This is a genomic window from Cribrihabitans neustonicus, from assembly GCF_048820895.1.
Lineage (GTDB): Bacteria > Pseudomonadota > Alphaproteobacteria > Rhodobacterales > Rhodobacteraceae > Cribrihabitans_A > Cribrihabitans_A neustonicus.
This window is the reverse complement of sequence record NZ_JBMERQ010000008.1, coordinates 122,737-144,045: the sequence shown is the minus strand read 5'-3', so window position 1 is coordinate 144,045 and position 21,309 is coordinate 122,737. Positions and strand designations below refer to the sequence as shown.

The following is a 21,309-nucleotide window of genomic DNA, read 5'->3' as shown; positions in this document are numbered from 1 at the left end:
AATTTGCCGAAACGCTTTTCAAGCGTTTTGGCCGCAACAGACAAAGGGCCGCTCATGCTCTCCTTCGACACTCTTAAGGACCAGGTTGCCGATGGCGCCGTTGACACCGTTCTGGTCTGCCTTGTGGACATGCAGGGCCGCCTGATGGGCAAGCGCTTCCACGCCAAGCATTTCGTGAATGGCGCCTGGGAGGAAACCCACTGCTGCAACTACCTGCTCGCCACCGACCTCGAGATGTCCACTCCCGAGGGCTTTGCCGCCACCAGCTGGGAGCGCGGTTATGGTGACTATGTGATGAAGCCCGACCTCGCCACCCTGCGCCCGGTGCCCTGGCTCGAGGGCACGGTGATGGTGCTCTGCGACGTGCTTGACCATCACACCCATGAGGAAATCACCCATTCCCCCCGCGCGATGCTGAAACGCCAGATCCGGCGGCTGGAGGCGATGGGCTTTGACGCGATGACTGCGACCGAACTGGAATTCTTCCTGTTCGAGAAGAGCTTCGACGAGATCCGCAGGTCAGGCTTCCGCGACCTCGCGCCGATCTCCGGCTACAACGAGGATTACAACATCCTGCAAACAACCCGCGAGGAACACGTGCTGCGCCCGGTCCGCAATCACTTGTGGGAAGCGGGCATCCCGGTGGAATGCACCAAGGGCGAGGCGGAGACCGGCCAGGAAGAGCTGAATATCAAGTATTCCGATGCGCTCGGCACCGCCGATCACCACACCATCGCCAAACACGCGGTGAAGGAAATCGCCCACCAGCAGGGTCACGCCGTCTCTTTCCTGCCGAAGTGGAGCCACGCCAAGGTCGGCTCCTCCAGCCACGTGCACCAGTCGCTGTGGAAGAACGGCCAGCCCGCGTTCTATGACGAGGCAGACGAGCTGGGCATGTCGGCGCTGATGAAGAGCTACATGGCGGGGCTTTTGAAATACGCGCCCGACTACACCTATTTCATGGCGCCCTACATCAACAGCTACAAGCGCTTCGTGAAGGGCACCTTTGCACCGACCCGCATCATCTGGTCGGTCGACAACCGCACCGCGGGTTTCCGGCTTTGCGGCGATGGCACCAAGGCTATCCGGGTGGAATGCCGCCTGCCGGGTTCGGACATGAACCCCTACCTCGCCTCGGCCGCAATGCTGGCAGCGGGCATCGCGGGTATCGAAGAAGGGCTGGAGCTGCAGCCGCCTGCCAAGGGCGACGTCTACAAAGGCGACACCGGCATGATCCCGTCCACCCTGCGCGACGCCCGCGCCGCGCTGAATAGCTCGCAGATGCTGCGCGAGGCTTTTGGCGAGGAGGTGGTGGACCACTACCTGCGCGCCGCCGAGGTGGAGATCGAGGATTTCGACCGCGTGGTGACCGATTACGAGATCGCGCGCGGCTTCGAGCGGGCGTGATCCGGGGCGCACTCCGGCGTGCGCCGGGGGCCAGCCCCCGGACCCCGAGCAATTACGGACAGAAAGCAACACGGGCCTCGGGCCCGAGAGACTGGAGTTAGTGGCGATGAGCCAGACATTGAAATGCATCTCGCCGGTAGATGGATCGGTTTTTGCGGAGCGCGCGGTTCTTTCGCGCGATGAAGCTTTCGCGGCCGCCGGGCGCGCCCGCGCGGCACAGGCCGCCTGGGCCGCACGGCCCTTGCAGGAGCGGATCGATCTGGTGATGGCGGGCGTTGCCGCCGTGGGCGCAATGAACGACGAGATCGTGCCCGAGCTGGCGCAGATGATGGGCCGCCCGGTGCGCTATGGCGGCGAGTTCGGCGGCTTCAACGAGCGCGCCTCGCACATGGCGAAGATCGCCAAAGATGCCCTCGCCGATATCGAGGTCGGAGAGGACGAGACCTTCAAGCGCTACATCAAGCGGCTGCCGCATGGCGTGGTGCTGGTGGTGGCGCCCTGGAACTACCCTTACATGACCGCAATCAACACCGTGGCCCCCGCGCTGATCGCGGGCAACACCGTGGTGCTGAAACACGCCACCCAGACCCTCCTCGTGGGCGAGCGCATGGCGCAGGCCTTCCATTCCGCGGGCGTGCCCCAGGACGTGTTCCAGAACGTCTTCCTCGACCACGACACGACTTCGGAGCTGATTGCGAACCGCGCCTTCAACTTCGTGAATTTCACCGGCTCGGTTGGCGGCGGCAAGGCGATGGAGCGCGCCGCCGCGGGCACCTTCACCGGCGTCGGCACCGAGCTTGGCGGCAAGGACCCGGGCTACGTGATGGATGATGCCGATCTGGATGCGGCGGTGGACACGCTGATCGACGGCGCCATGTTCAACTCCGGCCAGTGCTGCTGCGGGATCGAGCGGATCTATGTGCACGAAAGCCTCTATGACGCCTTCCTGGAGAAGGCCATCGCGGCGGTGAGGGGGTACAAGCTCGGCAATCCGCTCGACAACGAGACCACCATCGGCCCGATGGCCAGCGTGCGCTTCGCCAAGGAGGTGCGGGAGCAGATCGCCGAGGCCGTCGCGGCCGGGGCCGTGGCCCATATAGAGACCGTGGCGGAAGACGACGGCGGCGCTTACCTCACGCCGCAGATCCTCACCAATGTCACTCACGACATGCGGGTGATGCGCGAGGAGAGCTTCGGCCCGGTGGTCGGCATCATGAAGGTCTCTTCCGACGAGGAAGCCATTGACCTCATGAACGACAGCGACTTCGGCCTCACCGCCTCGCTCTGGACCCGCGATGTGGAACGCGCGCAGGCCGTGGGCGACCGGATCGAGACCGGCACTGTCTTCATGAACCGGGCTGACTACCTCGATCCCGGCCTCTGCTGGACCGGCTGCAAGGACACCGGGCGCGGCGGCGGGCTGTCGGTGATCGGCTACCACAACCTCACGCGCCCGAAATCCTACCACCTGAAGAAAGTCACGGGCTGACCCCCTTTCATCTTTCCGGCAAATACTCCGGGGGGCTTGGCCCTGGCCAAGCGGGGGCAGCGCCCCCTCCCCGGTTTCATCACAGGAACACGTCTATGTCTCTCATTGGAAACTGGTCCTACCCGACCGCCATCAAGTTCGGCCCCGGCCGGATCAAGGAACTGGCCGAGGCCTGCGCGCTCGCGGGCATCAAGAAGCCGCTGCTGGTCACCGACAAGGGGCTGGCCAGCCTGCCGGTCACCCGAGGCACGCTCGACATCATGGAAGCGGCGGGTCTTGGCCGCGGAATCTTCTCCGAGGTCGATCCCAACCCGAACGAGAAGAACCTCGACGCCGGGGTCGCCGCCTACAAGGCGGGCGGCCATGACGGGGTGATCGCTTTTGGCGGCGGCTCTGGTCTGGACCTGGGCAAGATGGTCGCCTTCATGGCGGGCCAGACCCGGCCGGTCTGGGATTTCGAGGACATTGGCGACTGGTGGACCCGCGCCGATGCCGACGCCATCGCGCCGATCATCGCAGTGCCGACCACCGCAGGCACCGGCTCGGAAGTCGGCCGCGCCAGCGTCATCACCGACAGCGTGACGCATCAGAAGAAGATCATCTTCCACCCCAAGGTGCTGCCCGCCGTGGTGATCTGCGACCCCGAGCTCACCGTTGGCATGCCGAAGTTCATCACCGCTGGCACCGGGCTCGATGCCTTTGCCCACTGTGTCGAGGCCTACTCCTCGCCCCACTACCACCCGATGTCACAGGGCATCGCGCTCGAAGGCATGCGGCTGGTCAAGGACTACCTGCCGCGCGCCTATGCCGACGGCAGCGATATCGAGGCGCGGGCGCAGATGATGTCGGCGGCCGCAATGGGCGCCACCGCCTTCCAGAAGGGCCTCGGTGCGATCCACGCGATGAGCCATCCGATCGGCGCGCATTTCAACACCCACCACGGCACCACCAACGCGGTCTGCATGCCCGCGGTGCTGGACTTCAATGCGCCCGCGATCGCTGAGCGTTTCGACAAGGCGGCGGCCTACCTCGGCATCGACGGCGGCTTTGACGGCTTCCGCGCCTTCGTGCAGGAGTTCAACGACAGCCTCGGCATCCCGCGCCGCCTGTCGGACCTCGGCGTGACCGAAGCGTCGATCCCCGAGCTGGTCGAAGGCGCGCTGATCGACCCCTCCTGCGGCGGCAACCCGGTCGCGCTGACCAAGGAGAACCTCACCACGCTGTTCAAGGCTGCGCTCTGAGGAACTGATATTCGGAATGGAAACGCTCCCTGCCGCGGCGGGGAGCGTTTTTTTGTGCCTGCTTGACAGTTTCCGCATCCTGCCCGCGCGGAACAAGGCCGCAAGGCCGCCGCGCATCGCCGGCGCGGAACAAGGCCGCAAGGCCGCCGCGCATCGCCGGCGCGCCCCCACGCGGCGGCAATTTGGCGAGGCTGGGCGGTCCCTCGACAACTCATACGAACTTGGCAGCCATAAACTGCCAGCCACCTCAGTCAGGATCGCCAGCGCGCGCGCCGTCGACGCGTGGCATGCGCTTGTGACAGCCTCCTAGCGCAGGCTGCGCAGCAGATCCTGCGAAGGCGTGCCGGTTACAGGCAGCCCGCGGCTCTCCTGATACGCGCGGATCGCGGACTGGCTGTTCGGGCCGATCACCCCGTCGCTGCCGCCGGTGTCGAAGCCGTGCGCGGTGAGCCGCTTTTGCAGCGCGATCCTGTCTGCCTTGGTCAGCCCGTTGGCATCCGGCGGGAAGCCCGCGCGCAATGGCCCGCCGCCGGCAATCCGGTCCGCCAGGTGGCCCACGCCGATCGCATAGGCATCCGAATTGTTATATCGCTTGATCGCGTCAAAGTTCCTTGTGACCGCAAAGCGCGGCCCTCCCGGCTGCGGCTGGATCACCCGGCCTTCTGGCGCTTCCGCGCCGACTTCACCGCCCCACTTCAGACCGCGCTTCCAGCCATTGCGCGCAAGGTAGGCGGCGGTGGAGGCCAGGGCGTCGCTCGGATCCTCGGACCAGATGTCGCGCTTTCCGTCGCCGGTGAAATCGACAGCAAAGGCCTGGTAGGAGGTGGGGATGAATTGCGTGTGCCCCATCGCCCCAGCCCAGCTTCCGGTCATTTTTGCCGGCGTGATGTCGCCGTTCTGCAGGATCTTCAGCGCCGCCAGAAGTTGCTTCTCGAAGAACGCCCCGCGCCGCCCGTCATAAGCCAGCGTCGAGGCGGCCGAGATCACCGGCACATCGCCCCGGCGCTCGCCGTAGAAGCTCTCCAGCCCCCAGATCGCCGCGATGATCTCAGCATCGACGCCATAGGCCCGCTCCAGCGCAGCGAGCGTGCTCCGGTGGCGGGCAAAGGCCGCGCGGCCCTTGGCGACCCGCTCGTCCGACACCGCGATGGAAAGATAATCCTCCAGGCTGCGCTTGAACTCGGTCTGATTGCGGTCGCGGGTGACTACCCCTGGCAGGTAACCCGCGCCGCGGAAGGCCGCGCGCAAAGTGCCGTCCGAGATGCCCTGCGCCCGGGCACGGCCGCGGAAGCCCGCCACCCAGGCGTCATAGCCCGCGTTCGGCACCGGCCTCAGGTCCGGCGGCAGCCCGCCCGCCTCCGCGCGGCGGGTGCCCTGTATCGCGGGGCTGCCGCAAGCAGAAAGCCCGAACGCCAGAAGCCCGAAACCGAAATGCCGCCTTGAAATATCCATGCTCTGCCCTGCCTGCTGGTTTGCCCATAGGTCAATTCTTGCGCCCCGCTGCGGCGTGCCGCCCGGGGCCTGAAACGCCAGCCTGTCAGATTCCCCGAGCCGCGCCAAGGCCGCCTCCGTGCCCGCGCCTCAATTGCGGCGGCGAGCCGCCGCCCCCGCGCAACGCCGCCGGGCTACAGCGTTTCGCCCAGGCTGATTTCGGGCGCCATGCACTCGAACACCAAGCCCTCTGCCCCGCCCGCCTGGCGAGATTGCAGGATGATTTCCGCCGCGCGCGCGCCGATCCGGCGGCGGCAGGAATCGGTCGTGGCCAGCGCCAGCGGCATGCCCTGCAGGATCTGCAGGTTGTTGAACCCCGCCAGCGCAATCTCCTGCGGCACCTTCAGCCCGGCGGCCAGGCAATGCATCAGCCCGCCGACGCTCATCACGTCGCTGGAATAGTAGATGCAGTCGAGCCCCGGGCTGCGCGCCAGCATCTGGGCGGTCAGCGCGCGCCCCGTCGCGATGGAGCTTTCGCCCGCATAATGCTCCCGGTCCGCCAGCTTCACCCCCTCCGCCGCAAGCGCATCGGTGAAGCCGTCGAACCGCTTCCGGGCACGGAAGTCCTGCGGCATCTTGGTGCCGATAAACCCGATCCTGCGGTGCCCGCGCGCGAGAATCTGCGCCGCCATCCCGCGCCCCGCCTGCAGGTGCGAGATACCCACGCAATGGCGCACCGGGCTGCCGTCCACGTCCATCACCTCCACCACCGGGCACCCTGCCTGCTGCATCATCCGCCGGGTGGCCTCGGTATGCTCCAGCCCCGCCACGATCAGCCCCGAAGGCCGCCAGCTCAGCATCTCGCGGATGACGCTTTCCTCTTCAGCGAGGTCATAGCCCGAGATTCCTACCACCGGCTTCAGGCCGCTGTCCTTGAGCGCAGCCGAGATCCCGGACAGCACCTCGGGAAAGACAAAACTGTTAAGCGAAGGCACCACCACCGCCACCAGGTTCACCGATTGCGACGAGAGCGAGCCCGCGATGCGGTTGGGCACATAGCCCTGCGTGCGGGCCACCTCCTCCACCCGGGCGCGGGTCTTCTCCGATACATCCGGCGCTCCGCGCAAAGCCCTCGATGCGGTCATTTCGCTCACCCCGGCCAGCCGGGCTACATCTTTCAGCAGCAGTTTCCTCGTCATGCCTTCATGCTCCCGTACTTCTCTGCCGCCCGCAAGTCCTGCTGCCTGCCGCGCCGCAGGGCGGCAGCGGTCTTTGGCCGCAGGCTGCGGCCAGACGTGCGCGCAGGGGGAGGCTTGATTTTTGGCGCCGGTGCCGATAACGATACCGCTAACAGTGCAAGCTGAACACCCCAAACCGTTATCGATACCGGAGCCCCCCAATCCCGGTGTCAGCAGCCGGAGAAATGAGATGACCCTGAAAATTGCGATCAACGGATTCGGACGCATCGGCCGCGGCGTGCTGCGGGCGCTCCTGGAAAGCGGCGCCGAGGATGTCGAGGTGGTGGCCATCAATGACCTGGCCCCGGCCGAGACCCTGCTGCACCTGCTGAAATACGACAGCGTCCACGGCCGCCTGACGGTGCCCGCCACGATCAGCGGGGGCCGCCTCAAGGCCGGCCGCCACGACATCCGCCTCACTGCTGAACGCAACCCCGAGGATCTGCCCTGGCAGGACGTCGACGTGGCCTTTGAGTGCACCGGCATCTTCGTCAGCCGCGACACCGCTGCCCGGCACCTCAAGAACGGATCCAAGCGGGTGCTGATCTCCGCTCCCGGCAAGGAGGCCGACCGCACCGTGGTCTACGGCGTCAACCACATGGATCTGACGGCTGATGACGTGGTTGTCTCCAACGCCTCCTGCACCACCAACTGTCTCGCACCGGTGGCCAAGGTGCTGGACGAGACCTTCGGCATCAAGACCGGCTACATGACCACGATCCACGCCTATACCGGCGACCAGCCGACGCATGATGCGAGCCACAAGGACCTCTACCGCGCGCGCGCCGCGGCACTGTCGATGATCCCCACCTCCACCGGTGCCGCGCGCGCCATCTCCGAGGTGCTGCCGCATCTGGAAGGCCGCCTGGAAGGCTCGGCGATCCGCGTGCCCACTGCCAACGTCTCGATGGTGGATCTCACCTTCATGCCCGAACGCGCAGCAACCGTCGAAGAGGTGAACGCCGCGATGAAGGCTGCGGCCGAGGGCCCGCTCAAGGGCATCCTCTCCTACGAGACCGAGCCGCTGGTCTCGGTGGACTTCAACCACGACCCCCACTCCAGCTGCTTTGCCGCGCCGCAAACCGCGGTGACCTCCGAAGGGCTGGTGCGGGTGGTCAGCTGGTATGACAACGAATGGGGCTTCTCCAACCGCATGGTCGATACCGGCCGCCGTATCGGCGAAGTCCTGAAGGCCGGCTGAGCCCAAAGCGAACCCTCCGGGCGGCAGAGCCCGCGCAGGCCGGGCGCGCTCCCGCCCGTCGTCCGGCCGCTGCGGGCCCCTCCTCCCTTTGGGCCGGGCGGCGCGCCTCCCGGCGCGCCGCAGCCGCGTCACCGCCCAGGGGAAACACTGGCACATTTCCTGCCCTGCATTCGACCAAAGCTGTCGCCAAGCCGCAGGCATGCACCGCTGCCTCTCGTATTTCGCAGTACATCTGGGCCTCCCAACGGCCCCCGAATGCAGCAATGACAGCCCTGCGTGCGGCTGGCATGCGGGCGCGGAATCGGTCACACAGGCATTCAGCACTTGCAGTCCCAGCAGCCAGAGGAGCCGCCCCGCGTGACCCTAACCCGAGACACTGTCCTTGAAGCCCTGGATACCGTCACCGACCCGGTGAGCGGCACCGGCATCGTCACCGCGGGCCTGGTCCACGCCGTCACCATCGAGGGCAGCACCCTGCGCTTCGTGCTGGAAGTGGAGCCTTCCCGCGCCGAGGCCTACGGCCCGGTACGCGCAAAAGCCGAGGCGGCGGCCGCAGCGCTGCCAGGTGCCGATACGGTCTCGGCGCTCCTGACCGCTCATTCCGCCAAGGCGCCGCCCGACCTGAAGCCGCGCCAGCCGGCCCAGCCGCAGGGCCCGCAGAAGATCCCCGGCGTCGCGCGCCTTTTGGCCGTCGCTTCGGGCAAGGGCGGCGTCGGCAAATCAACCGTCTCCGCCAACCTGGCCTGTGCGCTGGCGCTGCAAGGCCGCAAGGCCGGGCTCCTGGACGCCGACGTCTACGGCCCCTCACAGCCGCGCATGCTCGGCGTCTCCGGCCGCCCGGCCAGCCCCGACGGCAAGACCATCCTGCCCCTGCGCAACCACGGCGTCACCCTTATGTCGATGGGGCTGATGACCGGCGAAGACCAGGCCGTGATCTGGCGCGGCCCAATGCTGATGGGGGCCCTGCAGCAAATGCTGATGCAGGTGCAATGGGGCGATCTCGACGTGCTGATCGTCGATCTCCCGCCCGGCACCGGTGACGTGCAGATGACGCTGGCGCAGAAGGCGCAGGTGGACGGCGCCATCGTTGTCTCCACCCCGCAGGACGTGGCGCTGATCGACGCCCGCAAGGGTATCGACATGTTCCGCAAGATGAACGTGCCTGTTCTTGGAATGGTAGAGAACATGTCGACCCACATCTGCTCCAACTGCGGGCATGAGGAGCATGTCTTCGGGCATGGCGGCGTCGCGCAGGAGGCCCGGAAGCTAGGCGTGCCGCTGCTGGGCGAGGTGCCGCTGCACCTGGACGTGCGGCTGGCAGGCGACAGCGGCACGCCGATCGTGGCTGCACAGCCCGGCAGCCCCCAAGCCAAAGTCTTCCTTGGCATTGCGGCGCAACTGGTCGAGACAGGCGCCGCCTGATTTCCGCCAGCGCCGGCTCAAGTGCCGCGCAGCTGCGGTGCACAGCACCGTTCACCCTTTAGGCGGGGCTGGGTATTTTGGCAGCGCCGCGCGCAAGGTTCCGTGGTCCGAGCCCCACCAGGCCATATCCATCATCGCTCCGCGGCCGGCTCGGGGTAACGGCGCCGGATCACTTTTGCCCCGGCTGTCAAGCAGGCCGCCCGTATCGTTTTCAAATTGCATCAACAGAAGGCATGGCGATGCGAACGGGAGGGACTGGCAGTTCATCCCGGCCAAGTCCGTACGCTCTGTCGGGGGCACCGTTCAGCCCAGCCAAGTGCCGCATGGGGGCGCGGCGGCGATGGGCGTCAGCCTTTCGGCCTTGCTCCGCGCTGGGGAACTGCTGCACAGCGCAAATGGCTCATGGTAGCGGGAAAGAAGTGGGCATTCCTGACGCACCGCCTGTCGTCACCTTGTCTGCCCTGCGCGCGCCGCCCGCTCTACCCTTGATCAGCCGCCGCCGCAGCCAGCCCGACAGCCCGTCCATCACCATCACCATCAGAACGATCAGCACGATGTAATAGGCGACTTCCTCCCAGTCCTTCCGGGTGCTGATTGCCTGGGTCAGCAACAGGCCGATGCCGCCTCCGGTGATGGCGCCGATGATGGTGGCGGAGCGGGTGTTCGATTCCAGGAAATAGAGCAGCTGGCTCAACAGCACCGGCGTCACCTGCGGCAGAACTCCAAAGCGGCCGCGGAGCACGGCACCGGCGCCGGTCGACTGAACGCCCTCGATCTGCTTGCGGTCGGTGTTTTCCAGCGCCTCCGAGAAGATCTTGCCGAAGGTGCCGGTATCGGTCACCAGGATCGCCAGCGCGCCGGTCAGCGGGCCGGGACCGAAGGCGCGCGCGAGCACCACCGTCCAGATCAGCGAGTCCACCCCGCGCACCAGGTCGAACAGCCGCCGGGTGGCAAGCGCAGGGCGCGCAGCGTCATGAAGTTCCGGGTGGCGAGGAAGGAGAGCGGCAGCGCCGCCATGCCGGCGCCGATGGTGCCGAGGAAGACCATCAGCAGCGTCTCGGCGATGGCCCCAGCGACGTCCTGGTGGCGCCACATCCTGTTGGTCCAGACATCATTCAGGATCGCCCCCGCCTCGCCCGAGGTCGCCCGCGACAGCAGCTCACCCGCGCCGAGCCCGTGATAGGGGCTGTCCAGTGTGAAAAAGAACAGCTCCCAGCCGGTGAAATAGCGGAACACCTCGGCCCGGTTGCGAGTCACCGTCAGGCGGCCCGCGTCGGTGCGCACCGTCAGCCGGTTGCGGGATTGGCTGATCCAGTCCGGCACCGCGCCCGGCGGCAGTTCCGCCTGCACCCCGGCGCTGCGGCTGGGCCGCGCCCGCACGGTGCCGTAGCCGGGGATCTCGTACTCCACCGCGTCCGGCGTGAAACGCACCACATGGCCGCCCTCAAGGTCGATTACGGTGGTCTCGCCGAAGGCAACCCAATGCGGCCCCCGGCCTGCGGGATAGGCGCCCTTGCGCTCGCCCTCGATCGCGGCACTGACTTCCCCGGTGCGGTTGTCGCGTGTGACGTGGGTTTTGTAGCTGTAGCTGTCGCTGATCAGCGTGCGGGCGTTTCCCATGTCCGCCCGCGCCCAGAGCCCGGGGACGCCGAAGGCCAAGAAAATATAGGTGAGATAGGCCAGCACCGCCGCGCGCAGCGCAAAGCTGGCCAGCCGCTTTTTCAGGAACAGGCGCGACATGTCCCGGCGCAGGTCCGCGCCGCTCATGTTGGTACCGATTATGGTCATCGGGCGTCTTCCTGTCCCAGGCGGGTGCGCAGCAGGCCTGACAGCTGGTCGGCCGCAACAATGGTGATGAACAGGAGGATGAAGATCGCCGCCGCCTCATCATAGCGGCCCTGCCCCCAGGACATCGCGTTCTTCAGCTCGTAGCCGATGCCGCCCGCGCCGACGAAGCCAAGAATGGCGGAGGCGCGGATGTTGATCTCGAAGCGCAGGAGAGCGTAGCTCACGTAGTTCGGGGCCACCTGCGGCATCACCCCGAGCATCATCCTCTGCGTCCAGGTCGCGCCGGTGGAGGCGAGCCCATCCACCGGCTGCGGGGAGGCGTTCTCGTTCACCTCGGAAAACAGCTTGCCCAGCGCGCCGGCGGTGTGGATGGCAATGGCGATCATCGCCGCCACCGGCCCGCCGCCGAGGACGAAGATCAGCACCAGCGCAATTACGATCTCCGGCACTGCGCGGGCAATGTCCATCATCCGGCGGAATAGCGGAATCATCCGCGGCCAAGGTGCCAGCCCGCGGCCCGACAGAAGCGCCAGCAGCGTGCCCGCAATCCCTCCGGCCAGGGTGGCGGCGGCGGCGATGTTCAGCGTCTCCAAAAGCGACGGGAAGAACCGCACCAGGTGGCCAGGCAGCTCGGAGGCCTTCGCCGAGGCCTCCATCAGCACTTCGGCCGGGTAGTCGAAGACATGGGCAGCGCCATCCGCAAAGGAGCCCGCGTTGCGCGCATCCGCGGTGCGGAAGCCCGCCGCCATGAGCGCGGCAAACAACGCGAGAAGGATGCCGCCATATAGCCGCTTGCGCCGCGTGAGCGCCATGTATTGCGTGCGGATATCCGCGCCTGACGGCGCCGCCGCGGTAAGGTCTGCCATGAGGTAAGTCCCGCCATTTGTCCTGCTGCGCCGCGCCCGTTCCTTCCCGATCAGGCAGGGCGCCGCGGCCTTTCCGAAATTGCGGGGGCGGGCCAGGACAGCCCCCGCCCGAGTGGTGCTGAAATCACTTGGACTTCAGTTTCCGCGCTGCAATGACCGCCTCATAGGCATCGTGGCCGATCGGATCGAAGCTTTTGGCTTCGCCCGCGGCCACGCCGTAGAAGCATTCGCGGTCCTTCTCGCTCAGATCGTCCATGAGCGCGGTCATCGTCGTTTTCACCTCCGCAGGCAGCGCCCTGCGCAGCACCACGGGGCCTTCCGGGATCGGCTTGGACTTCCAGATTTCGACCATGTCGTTCATGTCGGCGAGGCCCGCATCCACCGCACGGCGCAGCGCGCCGGACTGGTAGCCGTCTTCCCATTCGCCCAAGCCATCGGCCCAGGTCACACCGCCGTCGACGTCGCCGTTGGCAACCGCGACGATGGTCTGCTCGTGGCCGCCGGTGAAGGTCACCTCGCCGAAGTAGTCGCCGCTCTCCATGGTGGCGCCGGTTGCCTGCGGGATTTCGATCGACGCGATCAGGTAGCCCGAGGTCGAGTTCGGGTCGCCAAAGCCGAATGTCTTGCCCTCCATGTCCTCCAGCGAGGCGATGCCGCTGTCCTTGCGGGCAAAGCCGACCGAGTAGTAGCCGTAGCCGCCATCGGTGTTCACCTTGACGAGCACCGGCTCCACCGCGCCCGGGTCGCTCAGGTAGGTCTTGGCGTAGGCCGAGGCGCCGAGCCAGGCCATGTCGATGGTGCCGCCCAGCAAGCCCTGGATCACGCCGTTGTTGTCGGCGGGTGCGAACAGCTTGGTCTTTACGCCGAGCGCGTCCTCGGCGTATTCGCGCAGGCACTCGTTGTTGTTCAGGCGGTCCTGGGCGTTCTCGCCGCCCAGGATGCCGATGCGGAATTCGGTGATCCCTTCGACCTGGGCAGTAGTGGCCAGGGCAGTTGAAGCAAAGGCGGCAGCAATCAGTATCTTCATCTCATTCACTCCGGTTGGTCGCTTCCGGAGCGTCCCTGCCCGGAAGTCAGAATCTTCGTCAGGCGGGGGTAGTGGCCGAGCGGCTGGGGACAGAGCCGGGAGCGGCGCGGCTGCCGATGGCCGGCAAGGCCGGATCCAGCATCTCGATTGCGGTCGATGTCGCGGCCTCGCTGAAGCCTTCGCCCGCGCCGTAGATCTCCCGGGCCACGCCCGCGGTCAGCTGTCGGGGCAGCCCGTCAAAGACAATGCGCCCGTCGCGCATGCCCACCACCCGGTCGCAGTAGCGCCGCGCGGTGTCCAGCGTATGCAGGTTGGCGATCACCGTGCGCCCGTCCTCCTCGCGGATGCGGCGCAGGCTCTGCATAACAGTCTGGGCGTTCATCGGGTCGAGTGAGGCGATCGGCTCATCCGCCAGAATGATCGCCGGGTCCTGCATCAGCGCGCGCGCAATCGCCACCCGCTGCTGCTGCCCGCCCGAGAGCGCCTCGGCGCGCTTGGCAGCATGTTCGGCGATGCCCAGCCGCTCCAGGATGCCGATGGCCCGGTGGATGTCGGCCGCGGGGTAGAGGTTGAACAGCGCCGCCAGCACCGGGCGGCGGTTCAGCGTCCCGTGCAGCACGTTGGAGACCACGTCCATCCGCGACACCAGGTTGAACTGCTGGAAGATCATTGCGCATTGCGCCTGCCAGGCCCGCCTGGCGCGGCCCTTCAGCTGCGTCACTTCGCGGTCCTCGAACAGGATGCGGCCGCTGCTTGCGGTCTCCAGACGGTTGATCATCCGCAGAAGCGTCGACTTGCCCGCGCCGGAACGGCCGATGACACCGATCATGCAGGGCTTGCCAATGTCCAGCGTTGCGTTGTCCACAGCGATCTTGCCGCTGAAACTTTTGCTCAATTTGTCGATGCGCAGCATAGCCCCGGCCCTCTTCCTGGTGCGGGGACTGGCTACGGCGCCAGATCAATACTTCCGTGTCGCGGCAGTGAATTTTTTGTAACGCGCGCCGGGGGTCCCGGAGTCCGCAGCCGCCCGGGCGCGGGCGAACTGCCCCCTGTCAAACCCGGCCGCAAGCGGCTATACGGCCCCCGACTCCCCGTTCTCCCGATGCAGAAGGAAACTGCCCGATGGGTTTTGACCGCAACATCAAGATCGCTCCCTCGATCCTCTCCGCCGATTTCGCCAACTTCGGCCAGGAAATCCAGGCCATCGAAGCGCAGGGCGCCGACTGGGTGCATGTCGACGTGATGGACGGCCATTTCGTGCCCAACCTCACCTTCGGCCCGCAGGCGGTGAAGGCGTTCCGGCCGCATGTGAAGACGGTGATGGACGTGCATCTGATGATCGCTCCGGTCGATCCCTATATCGACGCCTACGCCGATGCCGGCGCCGACGTGCTGACCGCCCATGTCGAGGCGGGCCCGCACATTCACCGCACCCTGCAGGCGATCCGCGGGGCCGGCATGAAGGCAGGTGTCGCGCTGAACCCCGGCACCCCGGCCGAGGCGGTGGCGCATCTCCTCGACCTCACCGATCTGGTCTGCGTGATGACGGTGAACCCGGGCTTTGGCGGGCAGAAGTTCATCGACATGACCGCCAAGGTGCGCCGCCTGCGCGAGATGATCGGCGACCGCCCGGTGCATATCGAGATCGACGGCGGCGTTGATCCCACCACCGCGCCGCTGGTGGCCGAGGCAGGCGCAGACGTTCTGGTTGCAGGCTCCGCCGTGTTCAAGGGCGGCTCGGTCGACACCCCCGAAGTCTACGGCGAGAACATCCGCAAGATCCGCGCCGCCACCGAAGGCACCTGGGTGTAACGAAACCCTCCCGCCAATCGCCAGGCGCATCCGGGGGATGCGCCGCTCTTGTTGGGCCAAGCGCCGCGCGTTCCGCGCGGCGCTTTGTCGTGAGACGGCCAGCGGCGGCGCGGCCAGCCCGGCACAGCCGGGCCGCGCCCTGAGGGTCCTCGATGGGCCCGAAGGGCGCTCCCCGCTCCGGTTCAGCCGCCCTTGTTCAGGTCGTCGAAACTCTTGCCCTCGGCCACCAGCCGCTCCAGCAGGGGCGCGGGCTGCCAGAAGAAATCATCTTCTTCGCCGTAGCGGCGGATGTCGGCGAGGATGCCCTCCAGCCCCTGCAGGTCCGCCCACTTGAGGGGCCCGCCCCAGAAGCGCGGGAAGCCGTAGCCGAAGACCATCACCATATCGACGTCCAGCGGCCGCTGCGCGATGCCCTCGCCCACCACCTTGGCGGCCTCGTTCACCATCGCGCACATGTAGCGGCGCAGAACCTCTTCGTCGCTGAACTCCTGCGGCGCCACACCCTGCTCCGCCTGGTCCTGCGCGATCAGCTCCGCCACCTTCGGGTTCGGCACGCCGCCGCGCTTGCCCTCCTCGTAGATGTAGAACCCCTTGCCGGTTTTCTGGCCGAAATCGCCGCCCTCGCAGAGCATCTCGTAGAAGCGCGCCACCCGTTCGCGCGGATCGCGCGTGGGCGCACGGCGCTTGCGGGCGGCCCAGTTGATGTCAAGCCCGGCCAGGTCCCCCATCGCAAAGGGCCCCATCGGGAAGCCGAAGCCGGTCACAACCTTGTCGACCTGGTAAGGCGAGGCGCCGTCCAGCACCGCGTATTCCGCCGCCTTGCGGTAGGCGTTCATGATCCGGTTGCCGATGAAGCCGTCGCAAATGCCGGAGCGCACCGCCACCTTCTTCAGCCGCTTGCCAAGCGCAAATCCCGTGGCCAGCACCTCCGGCGCGGTCTTCTCTGCTACCACGACCTCCAGCAGCTTCATCACATGCGCGGGCGAGAAAAAGTGAAGCCCGATCACGTTCCCGGGGCGCGACGTGGCCGCGGCGATCTCGTCCACGTCGAGATAGGAGGTATTGGTCGCCAGCACCGCGCCCGCCTTGCAATGGGCATCCAGCTTGGCGAAGACCTCGCGCTTCACGCCCATGTCCTCGAACACCGCTTCGACCACGAGGTCCACGTCCGACAAGGCGGCGTAATCCGTGGCCACCGTCAGCGCCTCTCCGGTGAGCTGGGAGTATTGCACCTCGCTGATCTTGCCCCGCTTCAGCGCGCCCTTGAGGTTGCCCTCGATCCGCCCACGCGCAGCGGCAGCAGCCTCATCCGTCATTTCGATCAGCACCACCGGCAGGCCCGAAAGCAGCGCCGCGGTGGCGATCCCCGCCCCCATGGTGCCGCCGCCGATCACCCCCATCGAGGCCACCTCGCGCGGTTCAACCCCCTCCAGCTCCGGCAGCTTGCTCACCGCGCGCTCCGAGAAGAACGCGTGGATCAGCCCCTGCCGCTGGTCGGAGCCCATCAGCTCCATGAACAGCTCACGTTCCCGCTTCAGCCCGGCCTCGAAGCTCTCCGCCTCAGCCGCCGCCTGAACCGCGCGAACCGCCACGGCGGGCGAGAGCTGGCCGCGGCCCTTCTTCAAGGTCGTTTCATAGACCGCATCGAAATCCACCGCCTCCGGCGCGGGCATCTCGCCCACCGCCCGCCGCGGAGCGCCCTGCTCCAGCAGCTCCTGCGCGTATGCCAGGCCGATTTCCCGCGGCTCGCCGTCCTCGATCCGGTCGATGACACCCTTCTCCAGCGCCTCTGCCGCCGGGATATGGCGCCCGGTGGTGATCATCTCCAGCGCCGCTTCGGTTCCGGCCACCCGCGGCAGCCGCTGGGTGCCGCCCGCGCCGGGCAGGATGCCGAGGTTCACCTCCGGCAGCCCCATCTTCGCCGAGGGCACTGCGACCCGGTAATGCGAAGACAAGGCGACCTCCAGCCCGCCGCCCAGCGCGGTGCCGTGCAAGGCCGAGACCACGATCAGCGGCGAGGATTCTATCCGGTTGCACAGATCCGGCAGCCCAGGCTCCAGCGGCGGCTTGCCGAACTCGCGGATGTCGGCGCCCGCGAAATAGGTCTTTCCCTCGCCATAAATCAGTACCGCCTTGGCGCCTTCCCGCTCAGCTCGTTCGATCCCGGCCAGGAGGCCGCGGCGCACCTCCACGCCCAGCGCGTTCACCGGCGGGTTCTGCGCCTTCAGGACGGCGATCTCCCCCACCCGTTCATATGCAATTGCTTCAGTCATCGTTCTTCCTCTCTCCTCCCCGGGTGCCGCACAGGCGGCTTCGGGTCTCATCCGATAGGGCCACAGAGGCGCCCCCGCGCCAAGCCTCCCAGGCCGCAGAGCGGCCCGGCTCTCCCCGCATGTAACAAACTTCCAGGACACATGGAACTTGCGGAACTTTCCTGCCGCCCCCCCTTCCCCCGCAGCTCCGCGCCTTCGCATCCGAGCGCCAGGAGTTCCTTCCGCAGCGTTACCTTTTCACTTTCCTGAAGACACACGCGCCGCAGCTTCGGTTCGAAGCCGGCATTCCCCCGCACCTATGCCGCCGGGCATCCCCGGCACAGACTAGAGGCACCGCCCCCCAGGATTCAGACATTCTAAATATAGGTTATTTATAGTGGCACCACTTAGTAAAAGGGTAAGTGGCATGTCTCTCATCGGGCTCTGGGCTTTCTGGACCGGCGACGGAAACGGGAAGGACACATCCGGGAACAGCAATGACGCCGTCTTTCACAATGGTGCCGCGCAGGACATGTCCGGGGCCGCCACCTTCGATGGCGTCAACGATTATGTTGAGATCGCGGACGCGCCGCAATACGCGGTCACGGAAGGGACCATCCGAACGACGTTTACCACGGCGCATGGCAGCTTGGACGGTTTCCGCAGCACGAATATCAACGACAGCAGCTTCCAAACACTCGTATCACGCGACTCCAGCGGCTATGACGGCGGCGGCCACCTGACAATCATGGTCGACGGCGACGGCTCCCTGCTGGTGCGCCACCAATCTGCAACCCAGGATTATTACATACACACCGCCGCGGGCGTGATCACAGAAGGCCAGAAAGCCGATCTCGTCTACGAGTTCAGCCCTACCGGCGGAATGATCCTCTATGTGGACGGCGTGGCTGTCGGCGCCAATAGCGACGCCGTGACAAATGGCGATTCCCTGGCGCTGTCACAGAACAACGAGCCCTGGACTCTGGGCGCCAGCCAAACCCACAGCAGTGACAACACCGCCGACAAATTGCGGCAGTTCTTCGAAGGCTCGATCGATCATTTCGAGATCTACAGCGACGCCCGTTCGCCCACGGAACTCAACACCCTCCACGACATGTCCGACGGCCATGATGACGGCATCATCACCGGCACTGCGGGCCACGACACCATCTACGGGGGCAACAGCGCGGGCGAACCGGATGGCGGCGCCGTCACCAACGACACGATCGGCGCCGGCGCCGGGGATGACCTCGTTTATGCAGGCGACGGCAACGACCAGGTCTTTGGCGGCGCCGGGAACGACACCATCAAGGGCGGCGGCGGCAGCGACCAGATCCGCGGCGGCGACGGTAATGATGCCCTTTTCGGAGGCAGCGGCAATGATGCCCTCTCCGGAGGTGCGGGTGACGATACCATCCAGGGCGGCACCGGCAGTGACACCATCACGGGCGGCACCGGCAATGACCGGATCCACACCGGCGACGGCGACGATCTGCTGATTTTCCAGAAGAGCGCCGGGCACACGGTGATTCTGGATTTCGACATCGGCGACGACAATACCGACGGTTTCTCCAACGACCAGCTCGACGTGGCCGGCCTGCGCGACGCGACCGGGCAGCCGGTCTCGGTCTGGGACGTCAGCGTCAGCGACGATGGCCATGGCAATGCGCTGCTGACCTTCCCGGAAGGTGAAACCATCACCTTCTACGGCATCGCCCCCGGGCAGATGACTACACAGCAGATGGTCGCCTCGGGGATCCCCTGCTTCACCGCAGAGACGCTGATCCGCACGCCGGGCGGACTGCGGGCGGCCGGGGATCTGCGAGCGGGCGATCTGGTCAGCACGCTGGACCGGGGCGTGCAGCCGGTGGTCTGGGCCGGGCAGACAAGCCTGGGGCCAAAGGCGCTCGCCACGCGTCCGAACTTGCGCCCCGTGCGCCTCTCCGCCCGCTGGACCGGTACCGGCCGCAGCCTCACGGTGTCGCCGCAGCACGGCATCGCCGTCCGCACTGCCGGCGGACGGCGTCTGCTGGCGCGGGCCATCCAGCTGGCGCGGCTCGAAGGCGGCGCCGTGCGGGTGATGTGCGGCGCGCGGTCCGTCACCTACGTGCACCTGATGCTGCCGCAACACAGCCTGCTCTGCTCCGCCGGCCTCGCAACGGAGAGTTTTTACCCCGGCCCCCGCGCTTTGTCCTGCCTCTCCCCAGCCGCGCTGCTGCAGCTTGCGGCCGCGCTGCCGCAGCTCGGACAAAGGCCGGTCAGAGCGGCCTACGGCAAGCCCGCATTGCCCTATGCCCGCCGCAGGCAGCTGCCTGCCCACATCCGCGCGCTGCGTCCCCTGCGTGAGGGGGCTGCGCAGGCAGGCCGGTCAGACTGGCGCCCATCCTGCACGCACACCGGCTAGCGGCGCGTCGGCGGCGCTCGAAGCGGTCAGCGTCCGCCCTACCTGCCGCCGCTCCGGCAGTATATCCGCATATCCGCCAGATGCCCGGCCGCCCCGATTTCAGCCCCGCGGAACCGGCCCGCGGTACGCAGCGGTCAGCTCCGGATCCAGCTCCCCAGGCTCGTAGACGCCTAACAGAATGCCCTTGCGATCCGAGTCGCCGCGCCGGGCGATGATCTCCGCATCCGGCACCGTGATCCGCTGCGACATCCGCAGGCCCCAGGCGTGGAGCCGGTCATACATCTGCGCAATCACTTCCCGGTGCGCGGCACTGGCGCCGAGGTCCTCCAGCTCGCCCGGGTCATTCTCCATGTCGAACAGCATCGGCCGCATCCCGCCCTCGGCATGCATGAACTTCCAGCGCTTATCCGCGACCATGAACAGCCGCGCGTCCTTCGGCGCCAGCCCCAGCGCCGCGCAAAGCGGCATGGTGGAATAGTCGAACTCCGACACCGCGAACTCCCGCCATTCCGGCCGCTCGCCCCGGATAAGCGGCAACAGTGAGCGCCCCTCCAGGATATGCGGTGCAGGATCGCCCCCGGCCGCCTCCAGGAAGGTGGGCAGCACGTCGACCGCCTCAACCAGCTCGCCGCATACCGTGCCGCGAGTGGCATCAGCCTCAGGGCGCGGGTCAAAGACGATCAGCGGCACCTTGACCGAAACCTCGTGAAACAGGTTCTTCTCGCCCAGCCAGTGGTCACCCAGGTAATCGCCATGGTCCGATGTCAGCACGATCATCGTGTCCTGCATGCGCCCGGTCTTCTCCAGCCACCCAAACAGCCGACCCATCTGGTCGTCAGCCTGCTTGATCAGCCCCATGTAGGCGGGGATCACTTTCTGCCGCACCTCCTCGCGGCTGAAGGCGCGGCCGATCGGATTATTCATCATCCCGGCAAAGACCGGGTGCGGATCGGCGCGCTCCCCCGCGCTGCGCATTGCGGGAAGCACGTGCTCCGGCCCGTACATGTCGTGGTAGGGTGCGGGCACAATATAGGGCCAATGCGGCTTGATGTAGCTCAGATGCGCGCACCAGGGGCTTTCGGCCTGCTCGATAAATTTCATTGCCTGTGTGGTGAGCCAGGGGGTCTCGCTGTCCTCTTCGGCGATATTGGCGGGCTTGCCGGCATTCACCATGAACCAGCCCGAAGCGATGTCTCCACCCTCAACGCCAGCATTGGCAAAATCAGCCCAGGGGTTATCCCCCGGGTAGCCCTTTGCCTTGAGGTACTCGTTGTAAGGGCTGCGCCGCGGGTCATAGAAACCGTCCGGGCCCTCCGCCCAGAGCCCGTCGTCGCGCACATAGGGGTCAAAACCGCATTCCGCCTGACGCACCCCGATTACGCTGTCAGGCGCCAGCCCCAGCCGCGCCATGCCCTCGGCATCCGCGGCCATGTGGGTCTTTCCGATCAGGTGGCAGCCCATGCCCGCCTTGCGCAGGTGGTCGCCCATCGTCCACTCGCCGACCCGCAGCGGATAGCCGTTGAACTGCACGCCGTGGCTGGAAGGGTAGCGCCCGGTATAGCTCGACATCCTTGAAGAGCCGCAGGTGGGCGATTGCACATAGGCGCGCGAGAAGCGCACGCCCCTTGCGGCGAGCGCATCGATATGCGGGGTCTCGAGATGCGGATGGCCCGCGCAGCTGAGGTAGTCAAAGCGCAGCTGATCGAACATGATGTAGAGAATATTCACCTT

General features: G+C 66.7%; 14 protein-coding genes and 1 pseudogene. 7 read left to right on the top strand and 8 right to left on the bottom strand.

Features of this window, described 5'->3' with window-relative positions:
• Positions 1-54: 54 nt before the first annotated feature.
• The 3 genes from ACOHWE_RS15950 to ACOHWE_RS15940 all read left to right on the top strand — a co-directional run bounded on the left by ACOHWE_RS15950 (position 55) and on the right by ACOHWE_RS15940 (position 4,137).
• Positions 55-1,407 (top strand): glutamine synthetase family protein, encoded by a 1,353-nt coding sequence (locus tag ACOHWE_RS15950; protein WP_420667711.1) that lies wholly within the window; start codon positions 55-57, stop codon positions 1,405-1,407.
• 106 nt (positions 1,408-1,513) lie between these two features.
• Positions 1,514-2,896 (top strand): aldehyde dehydrogenase family protein, encoded by a 1,383-nt coding sequence (locus tag ACOHWE_RS15945; protein ID WP_420667710.1) that lies wholly within the window; start codon positions 1,514-1,516, stop codon positions 2,894-2,896.
• Between the two features lie 95 nt (positions 2,897-2,991).
• Entirely contained in the window at positions 2,992-4,137 is a 1,146-nt protein-coding gene (locus tag ACOHWE_RS15940; RefSeq protein WP_420667709.1) for an iron-containing alcohol dehydrogenase, read from the top strand.
• A 306-nt stretch (positions 4,138-4,443) separates the two neighbouring features.
• Here ACOHWE_RS15940 and ACOHWE_RS15935 read toward each other — a convergent pair whose 3' ends face one another.
• Together ACOHWE_RS15935 and ACOHWE_RS15930 are read right to left on the bottom strand one after the other, a co-directional pair.
• Complete coding sequence (locus ACOHWE_RS15935) at positions 4,444-5,589, bottom strand: lytic murein transglycosylase (protein WP_420667708.1); 1,146 nt, start codon at positions 5,587-5,589, stop codon at positions 4,444-4,446.
• A gap of 173 nt (positions 5,590-5,762) precedes the next feature.
• A complete protein-coding gene (locus ACOHWE_RS15930) occupies positions 5,763-6,767 on the bottom strand; it encodes a LacI family DNA-binding transcriptional regulator (protein WP_420667707.1) in 1,005 nt (334 codons plus the stop codon).
• Between the two features lie 229 nt (positions 6,768-6,996).
• On the opposite strand from ACOHWE_RS15930, the gene gap reads away from it, so the two are divergent.
• Positions 6,997-8,007: a type I glyceraldehyde-3-phosphate dehydrogenase gene (gene gap / locus ACOHWE_RS15925; RefSeq protein ID WP_420667706.1), complete on the top strand. Its 1,011-nt coding sequence runs from the start codon at positions 6,997-6,999 to the stop codon at positions 8,005-8,007.
• Positions 8,008-8,364: 357 nt separating this feature from the next.
• The gene (locus tag ACOHWE_RS15920) at positions 8,365-9,429 is read left to right on the top strand and encodes an Mrp/NBP35 family ATP-binding protein (protein ID WP_420667705.1); all 1,065 of its coding nucleotides are present in this window, start codon (positions 8,365-8,367) and stop codon (positions 9,427-9,429) included.
• A gap of 400 nt (positions 9,430-9,829) precedes the next feature.
• On the opposite strand, the pseudogene ACOHWE_RS15915 reads toward ACOHWE_RS15920, so the two are convergent.
• From ACOHWE_RS15915 to phnC, 4 genes and pseudogenes are all read right to left on the bottom strand, one after another.
• A pseudogene (locus tag ACOHWE_RS15915) lies at positions 9,830-11,217 on the bottom strand (PhnE/PtxC family ABC transporter permease).
• Positions 11,214-12,083 (bottom strand): phosphonate ABC transporter, permease protein PhnE, encoded by an 870-nt coding sequence (gene phnE / locus ACOHWE_RS15910; RefSeq protein ID WP_420667704.1) that lies wholly within the window; start codon positions 12,081-12,083, stop codon positions 11,214-11,216. The pseudogene ACOHWE_RS15915 and the gene phnE overlap by 4 nt, the downstream one beginning before the upstream one ends.
• 124 nt (positions 12,084-12,207) lie before the next feature.
• Positions 12,208-13,110 (bottom strand): phosphonate ABC transporter substrate-binding protein, encoded by a 903-nt coding sequence (phnD, locus tag ACOHWE_RS15905; protein WP_420667703.1) that lies wholly within the window; start codon positions 13,108-13,110, stop codon positions 12,208-12,210.
• A 58-nt stretch (positions 13,111-13,168) separates the two neighbouring features.
• On the bottom strand, positions 13,169-14,023 hold the full coding sequence (phnC, locus tag ACOHWE_RS15900) for a phosphonate ABC transporter ATP-binding protein (RefSeq protein WP_420667702.1): 855 nt from the start codon (positions 14,021-14,023) through the stop codon (positions 13,169-13,171).
• Positions 14,024-14,232: 209 nt separating this feature from the next.
• Here phnC and rpe point away from each other — a divergent pair, with 209 nt between their 5' ends.
• On the top strand, positions 14,233-14,922 hold the full coding sequence (gene rpe, locus ACOHWE_RS15895; protein WP_420667701.1) for a ribulose-phosphate 3-epimerase: 690 nt from the start codon (positions 14,233-14,235) through the stop codon (positions 14,920-14,922).
• A 182-nt stretch (positions 14,923-15,104) separates the two neighbouring features.
• Here rpe and ACOHWE_RS15890 read toward each other — a convergent pair whose 3' ends face one another.
• Positions 15,105-17,195 (bottom strand): 3-hydroxyacyl-CoA dehydrogenase NAD-binding domain-containing protein, encoded by a 2,091-nt coding sequence (locus ACOHWE_RS15890; RefSeq protein ID WP_420667700.1) that lies wholly within the window; start codon positions 17,193-17,195, stop codon positions 15,105-15,107.
• Positions 17,196-17,601: 406 nt separating this feature from the next.
• On the opposite strand from ACOHWE_RS15890, the gene ACOHWE_RS15885 reads away from it, so the two are divergent.
• Positions 17,602-19,578: a Hint domain-containing protein gene (locus tag ACOHWE_RS15885; protein WP_420667699.1), complete on the top strand. Its 1,977-nt coding sequence runs from the start codon at positions 17,602-17,604 to the stop codon at positions 19,576-19,578.
• Between the two features lie 99 nt (positions 19,579-19,677).
• On the opposite strand, the gene ACOHWE_RS15880 is transcribed toward ACOHWE_RS15885, so the two are convergent.
• Positions 19,678-21,306, bottom strand: coding sequence for a sulfatase-like hydrolase/transferase (locus ACOHWE_RS15880; RefSeq protein ID WP_420667698.1), 1,629 nt, complete (start codon positions 21,304-21,306; stop codon positions 19,678-19,680).
• Positions 21,307-21,309 lie beyond the last annotated feature (3 nt).

Bases quoted from the DNA above. Each gene is read 5' to 3' on its own strand.
- ACOHWE_RS15950 (WP_420667711.1), top strand. From the start codon at position 55: ATGCTCTCCTTCGACACTCTTAAGGACCAGGTTGCCGATGGCGCCGTT.
- ACOHWE_RS15945 (WP_420667710.1), top strand. From the start codon at position 1,514: ATGAGCCAGACATTGAAATGCATCTCGCCGGTAGATGGATCGGTTTTT.
- ACOHWE_RS15940 (WP_420667709.1), top strand. From the start codon at position 2,992: ATGTCTCTCATTGGAAACTGGTCCTACCCGACCGCCATCAAGTTCGGC.
- ACOHWE_RS15935 (WP_420667708.1), bottom strand. From the start codon at position 5,589: ATGGATATTTCAAGGCGGCATTTCGGTTTCGGGCTTCTGGCGTTCGGG.
- ACOHWE_RS15930 (WP_420667707.1), bottom strand. From the start codon at position 6,767: ATGACGAGGAAACTGCTGCTGAAAGATGTAGCCCGGCTGGCCGGGGTG.
- gap (WP_420667706.1), top strand. From the start codon at position 6,997: ATGACCCTGAAAATTGCGATCAACGGATTCGGACGCATCGGCCGCGGC.
- phnE (WP_420667704.1), bottom strand. From the start codon at position 12,083: ATGGCAGACCTTACCGCGGCGGCGCCGTCAGGCGCGGATATCCGCACG.
- phnD (WP_420667703.1), bottom strand. From the start codon at position 13,110: ATGAAGATACTGATTGCTGCCGCCTTTGCTTCAACTGCCCTGGCCACT.
- phnC (WP_420667702.1), bottom strand. From the start codon at position 14,023: ATGCTGCGCATCGACAAATTGAGCAAAAGTTTCAGCGGCAAGATCGCT.
- rpe (WP_420667701.1), top strand. From the start codon at position 14,233: ATGGGTTTTGACCGCAACATCAAGATCGCTCCCTCGATCCTCTCCGCC.
- ACOHWE_RS15890 (WP_420667700.1), bottom strand. From the start codon at position 17,195: ATGACTGAAGCAATTGCATATGAACGGGTGGGGGAGATCGCCGTCCTG.
- ACOHWE_RS15885 (WP_420667699.1), top strand. From the start codon at position 17,602: ATGTCTCTCATCGGGCTCTGGGCTTTCTGGACCGGCGACGGAAACGGG.